The sequence below is a fragment of the Limnohabitans sp. TEGF003 genome (assembly GCF_055395455.1).
This window is the reverse complement of record NZ_AP029225.1, coordinates 1812396-1827205: the sequence shown is the minus strand read 5'-3', so window position 1 is coordinate 1827205 and position 14810 is coordinate 1812396. Positions and strand designations below refer to the sequence as shown.

Sequence of the window (14810 nt, the reverse complement as noted above, 5' to 3'; positions counted from 1 at the left end):
GTACTCCACAAGCCAAGCCCGATGCAGCTTTTGACGCGTGCGGTGCAAGTGCAACAGTTAGGCCATCGTAAGCCATTGATTTTGTTGAGTATTTTAAAAATAGCCGGACGAATTTTTGAGAATTAATATATACCTGAGTATGCTGAACAGCGCGACAGGCCAAGTTCTTCACAAAGTTATCCACAGAAATCCCAACATCCGGCCCCTGTTTGCAGGGCAGCGCGGGCATTGGCCGATAATCAGCCCGTTCGCGACGCCATCAACGGGAAGGTTTTTTCTTGCTGTCCATCATACAAGCCGCCGGTTGGCCCATCTGGCCCCTGATTTTGTGTTCCATTGTGGCCTTGGCCTTGATCCTGGAGCGCTCCTTGCAATTGCAAGCTGCCAAGATCATGCCCCCCAACATCCTGACGCAAACCATAGAGGCCTCACAACGCGGTGTGCCCTTGCCCGAAATGATCCAGGCCCTGGACAAAGCCGGAGCCATGGGGCAGGTGCTGGCCAGCGGACTGCGATGCCTGCAAGCCAACCCGCAAGCGACCAGCGAAGACATCCAGGCCCAGATGCAAATGGCGGGCCGTCTGGCTGCCCAAGGGCTGGAGCGCTACCTGCCTGCGCTGGCCACCATCGCCTCGGCGGCCCCTTTGCTGGGCTTGCTGGGCACCGTGGTCGGCATGATCGAGATTTTTGGCGCGCACACCGCGGCCAACAACCAGCCCGCCTTGTTGGCCCACGGCATTTCGGTGGCGCTTTACAACACCGCTTTTGGCTTGATCGTGGCCATTCCGGCGCTGATGTTCTGGCGCTACTTTCGCGCGGTGGTGGACCGCCATGTGCTGGCCATGGAAGTGGCCGCCGAGCACTTTGCCCGTTACCTGAGCCGTGCGCGCACCTGAAGGCTGGCTGTGAACTTCAAGACCTCACGCCCCTCCCCCGAGCCCGAGATCAACCTGATCCCGTTCATTGACGTGCTCTTGGTGGTGCTGATCTTTTTGATGCTCACCACCACCTGGTCGAGGCTGACCGAGATCCAGCTGAACCTGCCCGTGGCCGATGCCAGCGCGTCCAGCCAGCGGCCTCGCCAGATTGTGCTGACCATCAGCGCGCAAGGACAGTACGCCATCAACAAATCGCCCGTAGGCGCCAGCTCGGTGGGCGCTTTGGTGGCGGTGTTGACCCCGCTGGCCGACAGAGACGCGATGCTGGTGATCAGCGCCGACGCTGCTGCCTCGCACCAAAGCGTCATCCACGCCATGGAGGCGGCACGCCGCAGCGGTTTGTCCAAAATCACCTTTGCTGCCCAGTCGGCCGAAGTGCCGGGCTCCTGATCGGCATGGGCCTGTCCGCCTACCTCCACCAACTTTTGCCCCGCATCTGGTTGCGGCGAGGTCCACTCGCCTGGGCCTTGCGCCCGCTGGCGGCCTTGTATGGCGCACTCATGGGGCTGCGGCGCATGGCCTACGCCTGGGGCCTGTTCAAAAGCCGGCGCGTCCCCGCTCTGGTCATCGTGGTGGGCAATGTGGTGGCGGGCGGTGCAGGTAAAACGCCTGTGACCATCGCCTTGGCCAAGCACTTGCACTCCAGGGGATTGCAGGTCGGGGTGATCTCACGCGGGCATGGACGCCGAACGCATGACGCGCGGGCCGTGACGCACGACAGCCACCCACTGGACGTGGGGGACGAACCCTTGCTGATCCACCAAGCCACGGGCGTGCCCGTTTGGGTGGCGCGGGCCCGGGCCGATGCGGCACTGGGCTTGTTGCAAGCACACCCGGGGGTGCAAGTGCTGATTTGCGACGATGGCTTGCAGCACCTGGCCTTGGCCCGCGACCTCGAAATATGCGTGATGGACGAACGCGGCACGGGCAACGGCTGGTTACTGCCGGCAGGGCCCCTGCGCGAAGCCTGGCCGCGCCGGGTCGATTGGGTGCTGCACACGGGGCCGACCCGTTCGGCTCATGCGTCAGATAAGGACCAGCCCACCCAATACCAAGCCACACGCCAGCTGGCAGACCACGCCATCACCGCGACGGGCCAGCGCATGGCGCTGAGCGAACTGAGCAAGCGCCCCTTGCATGCCGTGGCCGGACTGGCTCGGCCAGAGGCTTTTTTCCAGATGCTGCGCCAATCGGGCCTGAGCCTCGCCACCACCACCGCCCTGCCCGACCACCACGACTACCAGGACTGGCAAGCCCGACCCGACCGCACCTGGCTGTGCACCGAGAAGGACGCAGCCAAACTCTGGCCTCATGAACCCGGTGCGCTGGCCGTGCCCTTGGTGGTCACACCCGAAAATGATTTTTGGGCAGCCCTGGATGCGCGCCTGGACGCGCTTTTGCAGCACTGACGCCCCCCTGTACCGCCCCACAGCGGACCATGGTCCCGTTATCATTGGCGGCATGGACACCAAATTGCTTGAACTGCTGGTTTGCCCGGTCACCAAAGGCCCACTCAACTTCGACCGTGAACGCCAGGAACTGCTCTCGCGCAGCGCCCGCTTGGCCTACCCGGTGCGCAAGGGCATCCCGATCCTGCTGGAAAACGAAGCCCGCACCCTGAGTGACGAAGAAATTGACCGACTGGCCGCACTGCGTCCAGCGCTCTGACAATTGACCATGACAGATGCCCCAGCACCACGCGGCTTCACCGTGGTGATTCCTGCCCGCATGGCGTCCAGCCGCCTGCCCGACAAACCCTTGGCCGATATCGGCGGATTGCCCATGGTGGTGCGCGTGGCGCAACGGGCCCTGCAGTCTGAGGCCAGCCAAGTGGTGGTGGCTGCAGACGACGAACGGATCGTGGCCGCCTGTACGACCCACGGCGTGCAGGCCCTGTTGACCCGTCAAGACCACCTGAGCGGCAGCGACCGCTTGGCCGAAGCCTGCCAGCTGCTGGGCCTGCCCGATGACGCGGTGGTGGTCAATGTGCAGGGCGACGAACCCCTGATACCCCCCGCGCTCATCAACGAGGTGGCCCGCGTGCTGAGCGAGCGGCCCGATGCCAGCATGAGCACGGCCGCTCACGCGATCGGCTCGGTCGAAGAATTCACCAACCCCAATGTGGTCAAAGTGGTCATGGATGCCCGCCAGATGGCGCTGTATTTCAGCCGGGCCCCCATTCCCTGGTGGCGCGAGGGTCAGGCGGACTCGGGGTTCAAGGCCTTGCCCAGCCCAGCGCCGCTGCGCCACATTGGCATTTACGCTTACCGGGCCGGTTTTCTGGCGCTGTTTCCCACCTTGCCGCCCGCCCCGATTGAAACCATGGAGTCGCTCGAGCAACTGCGCGCCCTGTGGCATGGCCACCGGATCGCGGTGCATGTGACGCCCGAAGCCCCCGGCCCCGGCGTCGACACGCCACAAGACCTGGCGCGTGTGCGCAGCCTGATCGGCTGAATTGAAAACCAGGGTAGGCGTCGTAAGCCAACTTTGAGCCTGGCGTGATATTCTCAAAAACAATCCGGCAGCGGTCATGGAGCCCGCCCCGCCGACACCATTTCTAACGATAAGGACCTTCCCATGAGACTGATTCTGTTGGGCGCACCCGGCGCCGGCAAAGGCACGCAAGCCACTTTCATCTGCCAGAAATACAACATCCCCCAAATCTCCACAGGCGACATGCTGCGCGCTGCCGTCAAGGCCGGCACCCCCCTGGGCCTGCAAGCCAAAGCCGTCATGGAGTCCGGTGGCCTGGTCAGCGACGACCTGATCATCAACCTGGTCAAGGAACGCATCGCCCAGGCCGACTGCGCCAATGGCTTCCTGTTTGACGGTTTCCCCCGCACCATCCCCCAAGCCGATGCCATGAAGGCCGCAGGCGTCAAACTCGACTACGTGCTCGAAATCGACGTGCCCTTTGATGCCATCATCGAACGCATGAGCGGCCGCCGCTCCCACCCCGCCTCTGGCCGCACCTACCATGTCAAATTCAACCCGCCCAAGGTGGCTGGTGTCGACGACCTGACTGGCGAGCCCTTGGTGCAACGTGCCGACGACCAGGAAGAAACCGTGAAGAAGCGTCTGGATGTTTACAGCGCCCAGACACGCCCACTGGTGGACTACTACTCTGGCTGGGCCAAACAAGACCCCGCCGCCGCCCCCAAATACCGCGCCATTCAAGGCACAGGCAGCGTGGAAGACATCACCGCCCGTGCTTTCGAGGCGCTGGCGAGCTGATTCTTCAGCTCAGCCACCCCCACAAAGCCCCGCCCTGCGGGGCTTTGTGTTTTCAGGGCGAGGTCAGACCTGGCCCATCAAATCCAGCATCAAGCTCACCCGCGCCTTGTAGGCGTTCAGACCTCGTGGGGCTGTCTGCAAAGCGGGTTGCCCCACGATCTGGCCTTCGGCGCAGCGGGTGGCCACGCGCACGGCCACACCTTGGTCCTGCGCTCGGGCGAGCGCCACCCACAGGGCCTGGTGCACCGTGCCGTTGCCAGTGCCCGCCACCACCAGCCCCTTCACACCTGCAGCCACCAAGGCATCCACTTGCCTGGCGTCGGCACCGGCATGGCTGGGCACGACCTCGACCCAAGGCCAATCGGCAGCAGGCTGCCCAAGCGCCAGCTGGGCATGAGCATGCGCCACTGGCCAAGCGCCCGGGTCTGTCCAACGCACAACGCCTTGCTCCACCCAGCCGCGCGGTCCTGCCTCGCCCGAGCTGAAAGCGTCCAAGCGGTAAGGATGGACTTTTTGCACGTCACGGGCGCTGTGGATGCGCCCCGCACAAACGGCCAACACCCCCCGAGCCATCGGGTCGCGTACCACAGCGATGGCGTCGATCACATTTTGTGGCCCATCGGGCGAGAGCGCCGTGGCCGGGCGCATCGCGCAGGTCAGCACCACCGGTTTGTGGGTGCGCAGCAGCATTTGCAAGAACCAGGCGGTTTCTTCCAGCGTGTCGGTGCCGTGTGTGATGACGATGCCCCCCACGTCCGCCTGCGCGAGCCAGTGGACACCACGTTGCGCCAAGACCTGCCAGGTGGCGTGGTCCATGTCCTTGCTGTCGAGCTGCGCCACTTGCTCGCACACCAGCTGATCGCCTTGCAGGGCATCACCCAGGCCCGGCACTGCGTCCAGCAGCTGCTGCACCCCCAGCTGTCCGGCGGTGTACGCCGTGTGGTCTGCGGCGCTCGCGGCCGTGCCGGCAATGGTGCCCCCTGTGCCCAAAACCACGATTTTTTGAATTTTTTTTGCGTCTACCACTTGCACAGCCCTAAAAACTGGTTAAAAATACAGTCACTGGATGAAACAACAGCTTCATCCATTTCCTACAAGGAGACCGCCATGTCCGACAGCCCCAAACTCACCGCCCGGCAGCAGGAAATTCTGGAACTGATCCAGAACACCATCGCCAACACCGGTGCCCCACCCACGCGTGCCGAAATCGCCAGCGTGCTGGGCTTCAAGTCGGCGAACGCGGCTGAAGAACACCTCAAGGCCTTGGCCCGCAAAGGCGCCATCGAGCTGGTCAGCGGCACATCGCGCGGCATCCGCCTCAAAGGCAGCAACCGCAGCGCTTTGCGGGCACCGTCCGACTTGTTCAGCCTCACCCTGCCCGGCTTGGGTCAATTGAGTTTGCCGCTGGTCGGCCGTGTTGCAGCCGGTTCTCCCATTTTGGCGCAAGAGCATGTGGACCGGACCTATCAAATTGAAAGCAGCTTGTTTGCCGAGCCACCCGATTACTTGCTGCGCGTTCGCGGCATGTCCATGCGGGACGCAGGCATCATGGACGGCGACCTGCTGGCCGTGAAATCCACCAAAGAAGTCCGCAACGGGCAAATTGTGGTGGCACGGCTGGGCGATGAAGTCACCGTCAAGCGGCTTCGCAAGACCAGCGGCGGCATCGAGCTTTTGCCCGAAAACCCCGACTACCCCACGATCGTGGTCAACCCCGAAGAGCCCTTCGACATCGAAGGCTTGGCCGTGGGCCTGATCCGCAACACCCTCCTGATGTAAAGCACCTGCTTGTTGCATCAGGTGGCGGGCGCTGGCAGCATGGTTCTGCCAGCCCTGATGCAACAGGCTTCTTCAGCAATCCTGCCTGTGTCCAACCTCCATGCTTTTGAAAGGTTTCACATGGGAATCGCTCTGCTTGCTTTTTCGGGTCTTTTTCAAGGCCTCTCCAGTCTCCACCGTGCATCACCTGTTGCGGTCAAACCGCAACGCAGCAAGGCCTATTTGCGGCCGGTCTGGGCCACACGCCAGCCAGCGTGCGGGCCTCTGGCAGCGCGAAACGCGCCCCAGCCGCAACGCACCCCAGCTGTGGCCACACCCGCCCTGCGCGTTGTGCGGGTGACCGACAGCGATCAACGGGTCAAAGGTGCCGGTCGCATGGTGATTTCAGGGCGCATGGCCGATGTCTGCGCCGAACTGGACCGCCTGGCCGCACTGGAAGCCGCACAGGCCCGCATTTGACCTCCAATGCCGTCCGGCTGACCTGAAGGGGTCGCCTCGTCAAGGCACAATGGAGGGATGAACATTGTGATCCTTGACGACTACCAAGATGCAGTGCGCAAACTCGACTGCGCAGTCAAACTCGAGAACTTCCCGGCCAAGGTCTACACCAACACCGTCAAGGGCATCGGGCAGCTGTCTGTGCGTTTGAAAGACGCAGACATCATCGTGCTGATCCGCGAACGCACCCAGCTCACGCGGGCCCTGATCGAAAAACTGCCGCGCTTGAAGCTGATTGCCCAGACAGGCCGGGTGGGTGGGCACATCGATCTGGCCGCCTGCACAGAACGCGGCGTGGCCGTGGCCGAAGGTGTCGGCTCTCCGGTCGCGCCCGCCGAGCTGACCTGGGCCTTGATCATGGCCGCGGCCCGTCGACTGCCTCAGTACATCGGCAACCTGAAACACGGCGCCTGGCAGCAATCGGGCCTGAAGGCCGGCTCCATGCCCGCCAATTTCGGACTGGGCACCGTGCTGCGCGGCAAAACGCTGGGCATTTGGGGATACGGCCAGATTGGTCAGCTGGTGGCCGGATACGGCAAGGCCTTTGGCATGGATGTCATGGTTTGGGGCAGCGACGAGTCTCGCACGCGGGCCGTCCAGCATGGCCACAGGGCCGCCAGCAGTCGCGTTGCCTTTTTTGAAGAATCCGATGTGTTGTCGCTGCATTTGCGCTTCAACGAAGCCACCCAGGGCCTGGTCAAAAGCGATGACCTGGGTCGAATGAAGCCTACTGCCTTGTTCGTGAACACCTCGCGCGCCGAATTGATCGAACCCAACGCACTGATCGGTGCCTTGAACCGCGGTCGCCCCGGCTTGGCAGCCATCGACGTCTTCGAATCCGAGCCCATTTTGCAAGGCTCGGCCCTGCTCCGCCTGGAAAACTGCATTTGCACACCGCACATCGGTTATGTCGAAAAGAACAATTACGAACTGTATTTCGGTGCCGCGTTCGACAACGTGGTGAATTTCATCAAAGGCACCCCCACCAACATCGTCAATCCCGGCGCCCTGCAAGTGCGTCGCTGAGCCTGTACGCCCACACCTTTTGGTGGGTGAACTCAGGCCATAATCTTGGGTGTTCTTCTGCTGTACAAGCCGGAATCTGCAAACCGCTGGCGGCAATTGTTAGATGCCATATTGAATCCCTTTAAGACTTCTTTTTTATGACCCTTGCATTCTCCAAAGTGGCCATCATCGGCGCCGGCGCCATGGGCCGGGGCATCGCCCAAATCGCCGCACAAGCAGGCAGCCAGGTCTGGCTGTACGACACGCAGGCCGAAGCCATCGCCAAAGCCCGCGACGCGGTGTTTCAGCAGTGGGACAAGCTGCAGGAAAAAGGCCGCCTGACGGCCGAAGCTGTGGCTGGCCACAAAAGCCGCCTGCTGGGCGCTGCCACGCTGCAAGACCTGGCGGGCTGCGAGCTGGTGGTCGAGGCCATTGTGGAAAAGCTCGAGATCAAGAAAAGCCTGTTCAGTGATCTGGAAAAAGTGCTGGCCCCCAGCGCCGTGCTGGTGACCAACACCTCATCGCTCTCGGTCACGGCCATTGCCGCCGCCTTGCAGCGCCCTGGCCAGTTTGCCGGTTACCACTTCTTCAACCCCGTGCCGCTCATGAAAGTGGTCGAGGTCATTGCAGGTCTCAAAACCGATCCGGCCGTGTGCCAGCGCCTGTCCGACTTTGCGCGTCAGATGGGCCACACGCCCGTGCAAGCACAAGACACCCCCGGCTTCATCGTCAACCACGCGGGCCGTGGCTACAGCACCGAAGCGCTGCGCATCGTGAGCGAGGGCATTGCCGATTTCGCCACCATCGACCGCATCCTGCGCGACCAGGTGGGTTTCAAACTCGGCCCGTTCGAGTTGTTTGACTTGACAGCGCTCGATGTTTCGCACCATGTGATCGAAGCGATCTACCACCAGTATTACGAAGAGCCACGCTACCGCCCCAATGTGATCACGGCCCAGCGCCTGGCCGGTGGTGTGGTCGGCAAAAAGGTCGGCGATGGTTTCTACAAATACGTCGACGGTGTGGCCCAAGTGCCTGCCGAGCCGCCTGTGCCTGTGGTCGACAACATCCCGCCCGTTTGGGTCTCGCCCCGCGCGGCACGCCGCATGGAGCTGCTGCAGCTGCTCAAGGACCTGGGTGCCAAAATCGAAACCGGTGCCTCCCCATCGCCTGAGGCGCTGACCCTGGTGGCGCCCTTGGGTTTTGACATCACCACGGTGGCCGTGGTCGAACGCCTGGACCCAGCCCGCACGGTGGGCATCGACATGCTGATCGACGACGCCGCCACCAAACGCCGCGTGCTGGCCACCAACCCTGCCACCCGCGCCGACATGCGCGATGCTGCGCACGCCCTGTTTGCCCGCGACGGCAAGGCCGTATCGGTGATCCGCGACAGCGGCGGTTTTGTCACCCAGCGCGTGGTGGCCACCATCGTGAACATCGCCTCCGACATTTGCCAGCAGCGCATCTGCACCCCGCAAGACCTGGAAACGGCTGTCACGTTGGGCTTGGCTTACCCCTTGGGACCTTTGGCCATGGGCAACCGTTATGGCCCGACCAATGTGCTGGAAGTGCTGTTCAACCTGCAAACGGTCTATGGTGACCCACGCTATCGCCCCAGCCCCTGGTTGCGCCGCCGTGGGGCTATTGGCCTGTCGTTGATGCACACCGAAGACTGACCCGCCCCCACACCAAGGACGCCCATGACCGCCCAATTGCTCAGCACCAGCGAAGGCCAGACCCTGGTTTTGACCCTCAGCAACCCGGAGTTTCGCAACGCCCTCGGCCCCGAGATGTACGCCGCAGGCGTCGAAGCCTTGAGCGTGGCCGAATCCAGCGCCGATGTGCGCAGCGTGGTGATCACCGGGGCCAACGGCATCTTCAGCGCAGGTGGCAATTTGCAGCGCCTGCAAAACAACCGCCAGTTGCCACCCGAACACCAAGCGCAAAGCATCGAAGGCCTGCACAACTGGATCGAAGCCATCCGGACCTTCCCCAAACCGGTGATTGCGGCGGTGGAAGGTCCTGCGGCCGGCGCCGGTTTTTCGCTGGCATTGGCTTGCGACATGATCGTGGCCGCCCGCAACAGCGTGTTCGTGATGGCCTACAGCTCGATTGCCTTGTCGCCCGATGGCGGGGGCAGCTGGAGTCTGTCGCGCGCTGTGCCGCGCCAACTGGCCACCGAGCTGCTGATGTGCGGCGAGCGCATCGGCGCAGAACGTTTGCAGCAGCTGGGCGTGGTGAATCGACTGGTGGATGCCGGACAAGCCCTGCAGCAGGCTTTGCAACTGAGCGAACAGCTCAACGCCCGCGCTCCCAATGCGCTGGCCAGCATCAAGGAATTGCTGGGCGATGCCGACGGCAGCAACCTCAATGCGCAACTGGCGCGTGAGCGCGACCACTTTGTGAAAAACCTGCACCACGCCAATGCGGGCATCGGCATTTCTGCATTCCTGAACAAGCAAAAACCCGAATACGAATAAAGCGACTGGTCCCCCAGGCGACAAAAAAACGATTCCCAGTCACTCAAAGGACAGAGCATGGACGAACCGATTCTGACAATGGAGGAAAGAGAGGCGATCAATGGTGGTCGCTGGTTCTCAACCCTTTCACCTTCACTTCGTCACGACATACTTCGATGCGCTTACGTCAAACGTTTCAAGGACGGCGACATGCTCGCGGCACGGGGAGACCCGCCCGAGCAATGGATTGCCTGTGCCAAGGGCGCAGTCCGCGTGAGCTCGACCTCGGTGTCGGGCAAGCAGATCACCTTGACCTATGTGGAGCCGGGCATCTGGTTTGGCGATGTGTCGATCTTCGACGGGGACCGCCGCACGCACGATTGTTATGCACACGGCGACACGACCACGCTCAACGTGGCCAAGGCCGACTTCAAGAAAATCCTGTCGCAGCACGTCGAATTTTACGAAGCCATGCTGCGCCTGCAGTCGCGCCGCATTCGCCAGCTTTATGGCTTGGTGGAAGACCTCAACACCCTGCCCTTGCGGGCCCGGCTGGCCAAACAGCTCAACCACTTGCTGCGCAGCTACGGCGTGCCCAGTCTGTCGGACGCCAAGGCGATCCGCATCAGCCTGCAACTGGCGCAGGAAGAACTGGCCCAGCTGCTGGGTGCGTCGCGCCAGCGCGTCAACCAGGAACTCAAGCAAATGGAACGCGAGCAGATCATCCGCATCGAGCCCGGTGGCTTGGTTGTGCTCGATCGCGACGCATTGCTGCTGATCGTGAACGCGGACCACTGACGCGCCACAGTTTTTCCATCTCACCGCTGACTGCAGCGGCCCTTGATTTTCGACGGGTCACCCCATGAGTGCTTTTGATCATTTCGTGGGGACCCGGCCTGTCACCGGCACCCACACATTCGACATCCCGGCCTTGGAAAGCTGGCTCACGGCCAAGCTGCCCGGCTTTGCAGGCCCCTTGAGCGTGGAAATGTTCAAGGGCGGCCAATCGAACCCCACCTACAAGCTGATCACCCCTTCACGCCAATACGTGATGCGGGCCAAACCCGGCCCAGTGGCCAAGCTGCTACCCTCGGCCCATGCCATCGAACGCGAGTTCGCCGTGATGCAAGGCTTGCACGGCACCGACGTGCCCGTGGCCCAGATGCATGTGCTGTGCGACGACGAGTCGGTGATTGGCCGTGCGTTTTATGTCATGGAGTTCGTGCAAGGCCGCGTGCTGTGGGACCAGTCTCTGCCGGGCATGACCCCAGCTGAGCGCGGAGAAATTTACGACGAGATGAACCGTGTGCTGGCGGCGTTGCACAAAGTCGACTTTGCCAAGCAAGGCCTGGCCAGCTACGGCAAACCCGGCAACTACATCGAGCGCCAGATTGGCCGCTGGAGCAAACAATACGCCGCCTCCATCACCCAGCCCATCCCCGAGATGGACCAGCTGATCGAATGGCTGCCTAAAAACATCCCGGACAGCGCCAAGGACGAGTCTTTGGTCGGCATCGTGCATGGCGACTACCGCCTCGACAACCTGATGTTCCACCCCACCGAAGCCCGCGTGCTGGCGGTACTCGACTGGGAGCTGTCCACCCTGGGCCACCCGCTGGCCGACTTCAGCTACCACTGCATGGCCTGGCACATCAGCCCGGGTACCTTCCGCGGCATTGGCGGGCTCGATCTGGCCGCGCTGGGCATTCCCTCTGAAGCCGAATACATCCGCCGCTATTGCGAGCGCACCGGTTTCACCACGCCCGAGGCTTTGGCCAAAGACTGGAATTTTTACCTGGCCTACAACATGTTCCGCATCGCGGCCATCTTGCAAGGCATTGCCAAACGCGTCGAAGACGGTACTGCGTCCAGCGAACAAGCCAAAACTTCAGGCGCAGGGGCCCGCCCCATGGCCGAGTTGGCCTGGCGCTTTGCCCGCCAAGCGTGACCCCATTTTTAAGAACCGAATCCCAACCCTAGGAGAGAGACCATGGATTTTGAATACACCCCCAAGGTCAAAGATATGCAGGCCCGCTTGCTCGCCTTCATGGACGAGCACATCTACCCCAACGAGGCGAGGTTCTTTGCAGAGATCGCCGAAAACCGCGCCAAAGGCAACGCCTGGGTGCCGACCAAAATCGTCGAGGAACTCAAGCCCAAGGCCCAAGCCGCCGGCCTGTGGAACCTGTTTTTACCCAAGTCCAAGCGGGCACCACAAGGCCTGTCCAACCTGGAATACGCGCCCATGTGCGAAATCATGGGGCGTGTGCCTTTTGCCGCCGAGGTCTTCAATTGCTCGGCACCGGATACGGGCAACATGGAAACCCTGGAGCGTTACGCCAGCGAAGAACTCAAGGACCAGTGGCTGGAACCCTTGCTGCGCGGCGAGATCCGCTCGGCCTTTTTGATGACCGAGCCCGATGTGGCTTCGTCCGACGCCACCAACATCGAGTGCGAAATCCGCCGCGAAGGCAACGAGTACGTGATCAACGGCCGCAAGTGGTGGTCGTCCGGCGCGGGTGACCCACGCTGCGCGGTCTACATCGTGATGGGCAAGACCAACCCCGACGCAGGCCGTCACGAGCAGCAATCCATGATCGTGGTGCCCGCCAACGCGCCGGGCATCACCGTGGTGCGTGCCCTCTCGGTGTTTGGCTACGACGACGCCCCGCACGGCCACATGGAAGTTGTGCTCAAAAACGTGCGTGTGCCGGCCGAGAACATCTTGCTGGGCGAAGGCCGTGGCTTCGAAATCGCCCAAGGTCGCCTCGGACCTGGCCGCATTCACCACTGCATGCGCTCGATTGGCATTGCCGAGCGGGCCCTCGAGCTGATGTGCAAACGCCTGAATGAGCGTGTCGCTTTTGGCCGCGAAGTGGCCCGTCAGACCGTGTGGCAAGAGCGCATCGCCGAGTCGCGCTGCATGATCGAGCAAGCCCGACTGCTCACGCTCAAGGCGGCCCACATGATGGACACCGTGGGCAACAAGGTGGCCAAGGCCGAGATCGCCATGATCAAGATCGTGGCCCCCAACATGGCCTGCCAGATCATCGACTGGGCCATTCAAGCGCACGGCGGTGGTGGGGTGTCACAAGACTTCCCGCTGGCCTATGCCTACGCCCACCAGCGCACCCTGCGCCTGGCCGACGGTCCAGACGAGGTGCATCGCAACTCGCTGGCCAAGCTGGAATTGGCCAAGCAGTTGAGCTTGCCCGGCGATGTCAACATGCCCGTGACACGCGGCAGCTGAACACCCATCAGCCCCCGGAAAAACGGCCTGCTCTGCAGGCCGTTTTCACTGGATTGGCATCGTTCCAGTGCCTCACGCTCAAGGCCGTTCCCTGTCAGTGCGCTGGCGATGGCTCTTGCGCATGACCAGCGGACTTTTTTGAATGCCATGGCCTGAAACAGGCCATTTGGGGGTTAGAATATGCGCAGTCGGAGCGTAGCGCAGCCTGGTAGCGCATCTGCTTTGGGAGCAGAGGGTCGCGAGTTCGAATCCCGCCGCTCCGACCATTTCTTGATGGCTCAGCCACAAGAAGATTCCAAAGTCTGTTTTCAGACAAACTCACAAAAAAAGGCCCGTCAGGGCCTTTTGTGTTTCTGGATTGTTTGACACTTCTGCCCGTAGCTCAGTTGGATAGAGCAACAGCCTTCTAAGCTGTGGGTCACAGGTTCGATCCCTGTCGGGCAGACCAATCGGCCATGCCCGAGCCTGGTGCCATCAGTTGGCGTAATGCGTCTTGCGGCCAGTGTCTGCCAACAAACTGGGCAAAGTCTGCCAAGCTTGCGAGATGTCCCTGATCAGGGTTTTGACCTCTTCAAGCGCTGCCAAGTCGTTGTGTGCGTTGATGTGGAACAGTCGACGTGTGATGTAGGCGTACAACTCGTTCAGGTTTTGAGCCAACTCGCCGCCGCGCTCGAAATCCAGCGCACCTTGCAAACCCACCACAATGCGGCCTGCACGCGCCAAAGCCTTGGATTTATCCTCAATGGCATTGTTCTGAATGTGGCCGGTCGCCGTCGCCAGACTCTCCAGCAAGCCATCAAACAACATCTGGATCAGCTGAATGTTGTCCGCCGTGGCCACACCGGTGGTGACTTGGACAGAACCATAACTCTCAGCAAATTTGGAATAGGCACGCATGGAAAGAAACCCCTTTACTACTTCAGTAACAGAGGAATCGGCGGGATCCCGGAAAACTTGAGTCCGGTCCGCACGATCTGCACACTTTCTTTCAAACCGTCATGGCGCCCGGCTGAGCCATCGGCTCACCGCTTGCAGACAACACAGGCTGTGGGCTCTGTGCGGCACCAGCGGCCACCACGGGCTGGAGGGCTGGCATGAGCCAGTCAGACAGCGGGCTGCTGGTGTCCAACAGGGTTTTGCTCATCAAGAACTGGCCGGCTTCATCCATGGAAGCCCGAATGGGGCCCCACTCTGCTTCGGGCGTTTGTGATGCGTTCAAACCACATTGGTACAAAGCGTTGGCTTGGGCCGATGGCATCCACGACTCGACGAGCCCCTTGGAGGTGGAAATCTGCTTGGTGTTCTTGGGCTCGCCCGACAAGCCACGCTGCCCATCCTTGAAGCCCTCTTGGTACAGGGCTTCGATGTGCTTGGACAGCACCACCTGGTACTGGCTTCGCAACTCGGCAATGGCTTCGGCATCGAGCCCCTCGGTGGTTCTGCCGGTCATGGCATCCCACAGCTTTTTGGAGGACAAGCCCATGAACGGGGTCGCTGCACGCGCCGACTTCTCGTTGATGGACGTCATCACCTTGCGGGTCTCTTTTTCAATGGCATTGACCCGATCAATCAGGTAGATGACCAGTATCAGGATCAGCAGCAAGCCGATCGCCATCAGGGCGTTGACCAAGGCTTCCATGGGGT

Annotated in this window: 17 protein-coding genes and 2 tRNA genes; 16 read left to right on the top strand and 3 right to left on the bottom strand. The window is 61.8% G+C overall.

The window, feature by feature from the left end; genetic code table 11:
• Nucleotides 1-278 precede the first annotated feature (278 nt).
• The 6 genes from ACZ5RT_RS09050 to adk all read left to right on the top strand — a co-directional run bounded on the left by ACZ5RT_RS09050 (nucleotide 279) and on the right by adk (nucleotide 4172).
• Entirely contained in the window at nucleotides 279-896 is a 618-nt protein-coding gene (locus ACZ5RT_RS09050) for a MotA/TolQ/ExbB proton channel family protein (RefSeq protein WP_464452236.1), read from the top strand.
• Between the two features lie 9 nt (nucleotides 897-905).
• Complete coding sequence (locus ACZ5RT_RS09045; RefSeq protein ID WP_464452235.1) at nucleotides 906-1328, top strand: ExbD/TolR family protein; 423 nt, start codon at nucleotides 906-908, stop codon at nucleotides 1326-1328.
• Between the two features lie 5 nt (nucleotides 1329-1333).
• Nucleotides 1334-2347 carry a tetraacyldisaccharide 4'-kinase gene (gene lpxK / locus ACZ5RT_RS09040; RefSeq protein ID WP_464452234.1) on the top strand — a complete coding sequence of 338 codons (1014 nt, stop codon included), beginning with the start codon at nucleotides 1334-1336 and terminating at the stop codon, nucleotides 2345-2347.
• 52 nt (nucleotides 2348-2399) lie between these two features.
• Complete coding sequence (locus tag ACZ5RT_RS09035) at nucleotides 2400-2606, top strand: Trm112 family protein (protein ID WP_108426120.1); 207 nt, start codon at nucleotides 2400-2402, stop codon at nucleotides 2604-2606.
• 9 nt (nucleotides 2607-2615) lie between these two features.
• On the top strand, nucleotides 2616-3392 hold the full coding sequence (kdsB, locus tag ACZ5RT_RS09030; protein WP_464452233.1) for a 3-deoxy-manno-octulosonate cytidylyltransferase: 777 nt from the start codon (nucleotides 2616-2618) through the stop codon (nucleotides 3390-3392).
• A gap of 123 nt (nucleotides 3393-3515) precedes the next feature.
• Nucleotides 3516-4172: an adenylate kinase gene (gene adk, locus ACZ5RT_RS09025; RefSeq protein WP_416560929.1), complete on the top strand. Its 657-nt coding sequence runs from the start codon at nucleotides 3516-3518 to the stop codon at nucleotides 4170-4172.
• A gap of 63 nt (nucleotides 4173-4235) precedes the next feature.
• Here adk and ACZ5RT_RS09020 read toward each other — a convergent pair whose 3' ends face one another.
• Complete coding sequence (locus tag ACZ5RT_RS09020) at nucleotides 4236-5204, bottom strand: asparaginase (RefSeq protein WP_422171412.1); 969 nt, start codon at nucleotides 5202-5204, stop codon at nucleotides 4236-4238.
• Between the two features lie 75 nt (nucleotides 5205-5279).
• On the opposite strand from ACZ5RT_RS09020, the gene lexA reads away from it, so the two are divergent.
• The 10 genes from lexA to ACZ5RT_RS08970 all read left to right on the top strand — a co-directional run bounded on the left by lexA (nucleotide 5280) and on the right by ACZ5RT_RS08970 (nucleotide 13614).
• Nucleotides 5280-5951: a transcriptional repressor LexA gene (lexA, locus tag ACZ5RT_RS09015; protein ID WP_108426116.1), complete on the top strand. Its 672-nt coding sequence runs from the start codon at nucleotides 5280-5282 to the stop codon at nucleotides 5949-5951.
• Nucleotides 5952-6071: 120 nt separating this feature from the next.
• Complete coding sequence (locus ACZ5RT_RS09010) at nucleotides 6072-6410, top strand: hypothetical protein (protein WP_464452232.1); 339 nt, start codon at nucleotides 6072-6074, stop codon at nucleotides 6408-6410.
• 57 nt (nucleotides 6411-6467) lie between these two features.
• Complete coding sequence (locus tag ACZ5RT_RS09005; RefSeq protein ID WP_464452231.1) at nucleotides 6468-7475, top strand: D-2-hydroxyacid dehydrogenase family protein; 1008 nt, start codon at nucleotides 6468-6470, stop codon at nucleotides 7473-7475.
• A gap of 137 nt (nucleotides 7476-7612) precedes the next feature.
• Nucleotides 7613-9133: a 3-hydroxyacyl-CoA dehydrogenase gene (locus ACZ5RT_RS09000; protein ID WP_464452230.1), complete on the top strand. Its 1521-nt coding sequence runs from the start codon at nucleotides 7613-7615 to the stop codon at nucleotides 9131-9133.
• Nucleotides 9134-9157: 24 nt separating this feature from the next.
• A complete protein-coding gene (locus ACZ5RT_RS08995; protein WP_464452229.1) occupies nucleotides 9158-9937 on the top strand; it encodes an oxepin-CoA hydrolase, alternative type in 780 nt (259 codons plus the stop codon).
• A 57-nt stretch (nucleotides 9938-9994) separates the two neighbouring features.
• The gene (locus tag ACZ5RT_RS08990) at nucleotides 9995-10714 is read left to right on the top strand and encodes a Crp/Fnr family transcriptional regulator (protein ID WP_108426112.1); all 720 of its coding nucleotides are present in this window, start codon (nucleotides 9995-9997) and stop codon (nucleotides 10712-10714) included.
• 64 nt (nucleotides 10715-10778) lie between these two features.
• Entirely contained in the window at nucleotides 10779-11864 is a 1086-nt protein-coding gene (locus tag ACZ5RT_RS08985; RefSeq protein ID WP_416560922.1) for a phosphotransferase, read from the top strand.
• Nucleotides 11865-11906: 42 nt separating this feature from the next.
• Nucleotides 11907-13166, top strand: coding sequence for an acyl-CoA dehydrogenase family protein (locus ACZ5RT_RS08980; RefSeq protein ID WP_416560921.1), 1260 nt, complete (start codon nucleotides 11907-11909; stop codon nucleotides 13164-13166).
• Between the two features lie 189 nt (nucleotides 13167-13355).
• Nucleotides 13356-13432 (top strand) — tRNA-Pro (locus tag ACZ5RT_RS08975).
• A 105-nt stretch (nucleotides 13433-13537) separates the two neighbouring features.
• A tRNA-Arg gene (locus ACZ5RT_RS08970) sits at nucleotides 13538-13614 on the top strand.
• 26 nt (nucleotides 13615-13640) lie between these two features.
• On the opposite strand, the gene fliS is transcribed toward ACZ5RT_RS08970, so the two are convergent.
• Nucleotides 13641-14063 (bottom strand): flagellar export chaperone FliS, encoded by a 423-nt coding sequence (gene fliS / locus ACZ5RT_RS08965; protein WP_464452228.1) that lies wholly within the window; start codon nucleotides 14061-14063, stop codon nucleotides 13641-13643.
• A 91-nt stretch (nucleotides 14064-14154) separates the two neighbouring features.
• Nucleotides 14155-14805, bottom strand: a complete 651-nt coding sequence (locus ACZ5RT_RS08960) for a hypothetical protein (RefSeq protein ID WP_464452227.1) — start codon at nucleotides 14803-14805, stop codon at nucleotides 14155-14157.
• Between the last annotated feature and the right edge of the window lie 5 nt (nucleotides 14806-14810).

Bases quoted from the DNA above. Each gene is read 5' to 3' on its own strand.
- ACZ5RT_RS08985 (WP_416560922.1), top strand. From the start codon at position 10,779: ATGAGTGCTTTTGATCATTTCGTGGGGACCCGGCCTGTCACCGGCACC.
- ACZ5RT_RS08995 (WP_464452229.1), top strand. From the start codon at position 9,158: ATGACCGCCCAATTGCTCAGCACCAGCGAAGGCCAGACCCTGGTTTTG.
- fliS (WP_464452228.1), bottom strand. From the start codon at position 14,063: ATGCGTGCCTATTCCAAATTTGCTGAGAGTTATGGTTCTGTCCAAGTC.
- ACZ5RT_RS09005 (WP_464452231.1), top strand. From the start codon at position 6,468: ATGAACATTGTGATCCTTGACGACTACCAAGATGCAGTGCGCAAACTC.
- lexA (WP_108426116.1), top strand. From the start codon at position 5,280: ATGTCCGACAGCCCCAAACTCACCGCCCGGCAGCAGGAAATTCTGGAA.
- ACZ5RT_RS09010 (WP_464452232.1), top strand. From the start codon at position 6,072: ATGGGAATCGCTCTGCTTGCTTTTTCGGGTCTTTTTCAAGGCCTCTCC.
- ACZ5RT_RS08960 (WP_464452227.1), bottom strand. From the start codon at position 14,805: ATGGAAGCCTTGGTCAACGCCCTGATGGCGATCGGCTTGCTGCTGATC.
- ACZ5RT_RS08980 (WP_416560921.1), top strand. From the start codon at position 11,907: ATGGATTTTGAATACACCCCCAAGGTCAAAGATATGCAGGCCCGCTTG.
- ACZ5RT_RS08990 (WP_108426112.1), top strand. From the start codon at position 9,995: ATGGACGAACCGATTCTGACAATGGAGGAAAGAGAGGCGATCAATGGT.
- ACZ5RT_RS09000 (WP_464452230.1), top strand. From the start codon at position 7,613: ATGACCCTTGCATTCTCCAAAGTGGCCATCATCGGCGCCGGCGCCATG.
- ACZ5RT_RS09035 (WP_108426120.1), top strand. From the start codon at position 2,400: ATGGACACCAAATTGCTTGAACTGCTGGTTTGCCCGGTCACCAAAGGC.
- lpxK (WP_464452234.1), top strand. From the start codon at position 1,334: ATGGGCCTGTCCGCCTACCTCCACCAACTTTTGCCCCGCATCTGGTTG.
- kdsB (WP_464452233.1), top strand. From the start codon at position 2,616: ATGACAGATGCCCCAGCACCACGCGGCTTCACCGTGGTGATTCCTGCC.
- adk (WP_416560929.1), top strand. From the start codon at position 3,516: ATGAGACTGATTCTGTTGGGCGCACCCGGCGCCGGCAAAGGCACGCAA.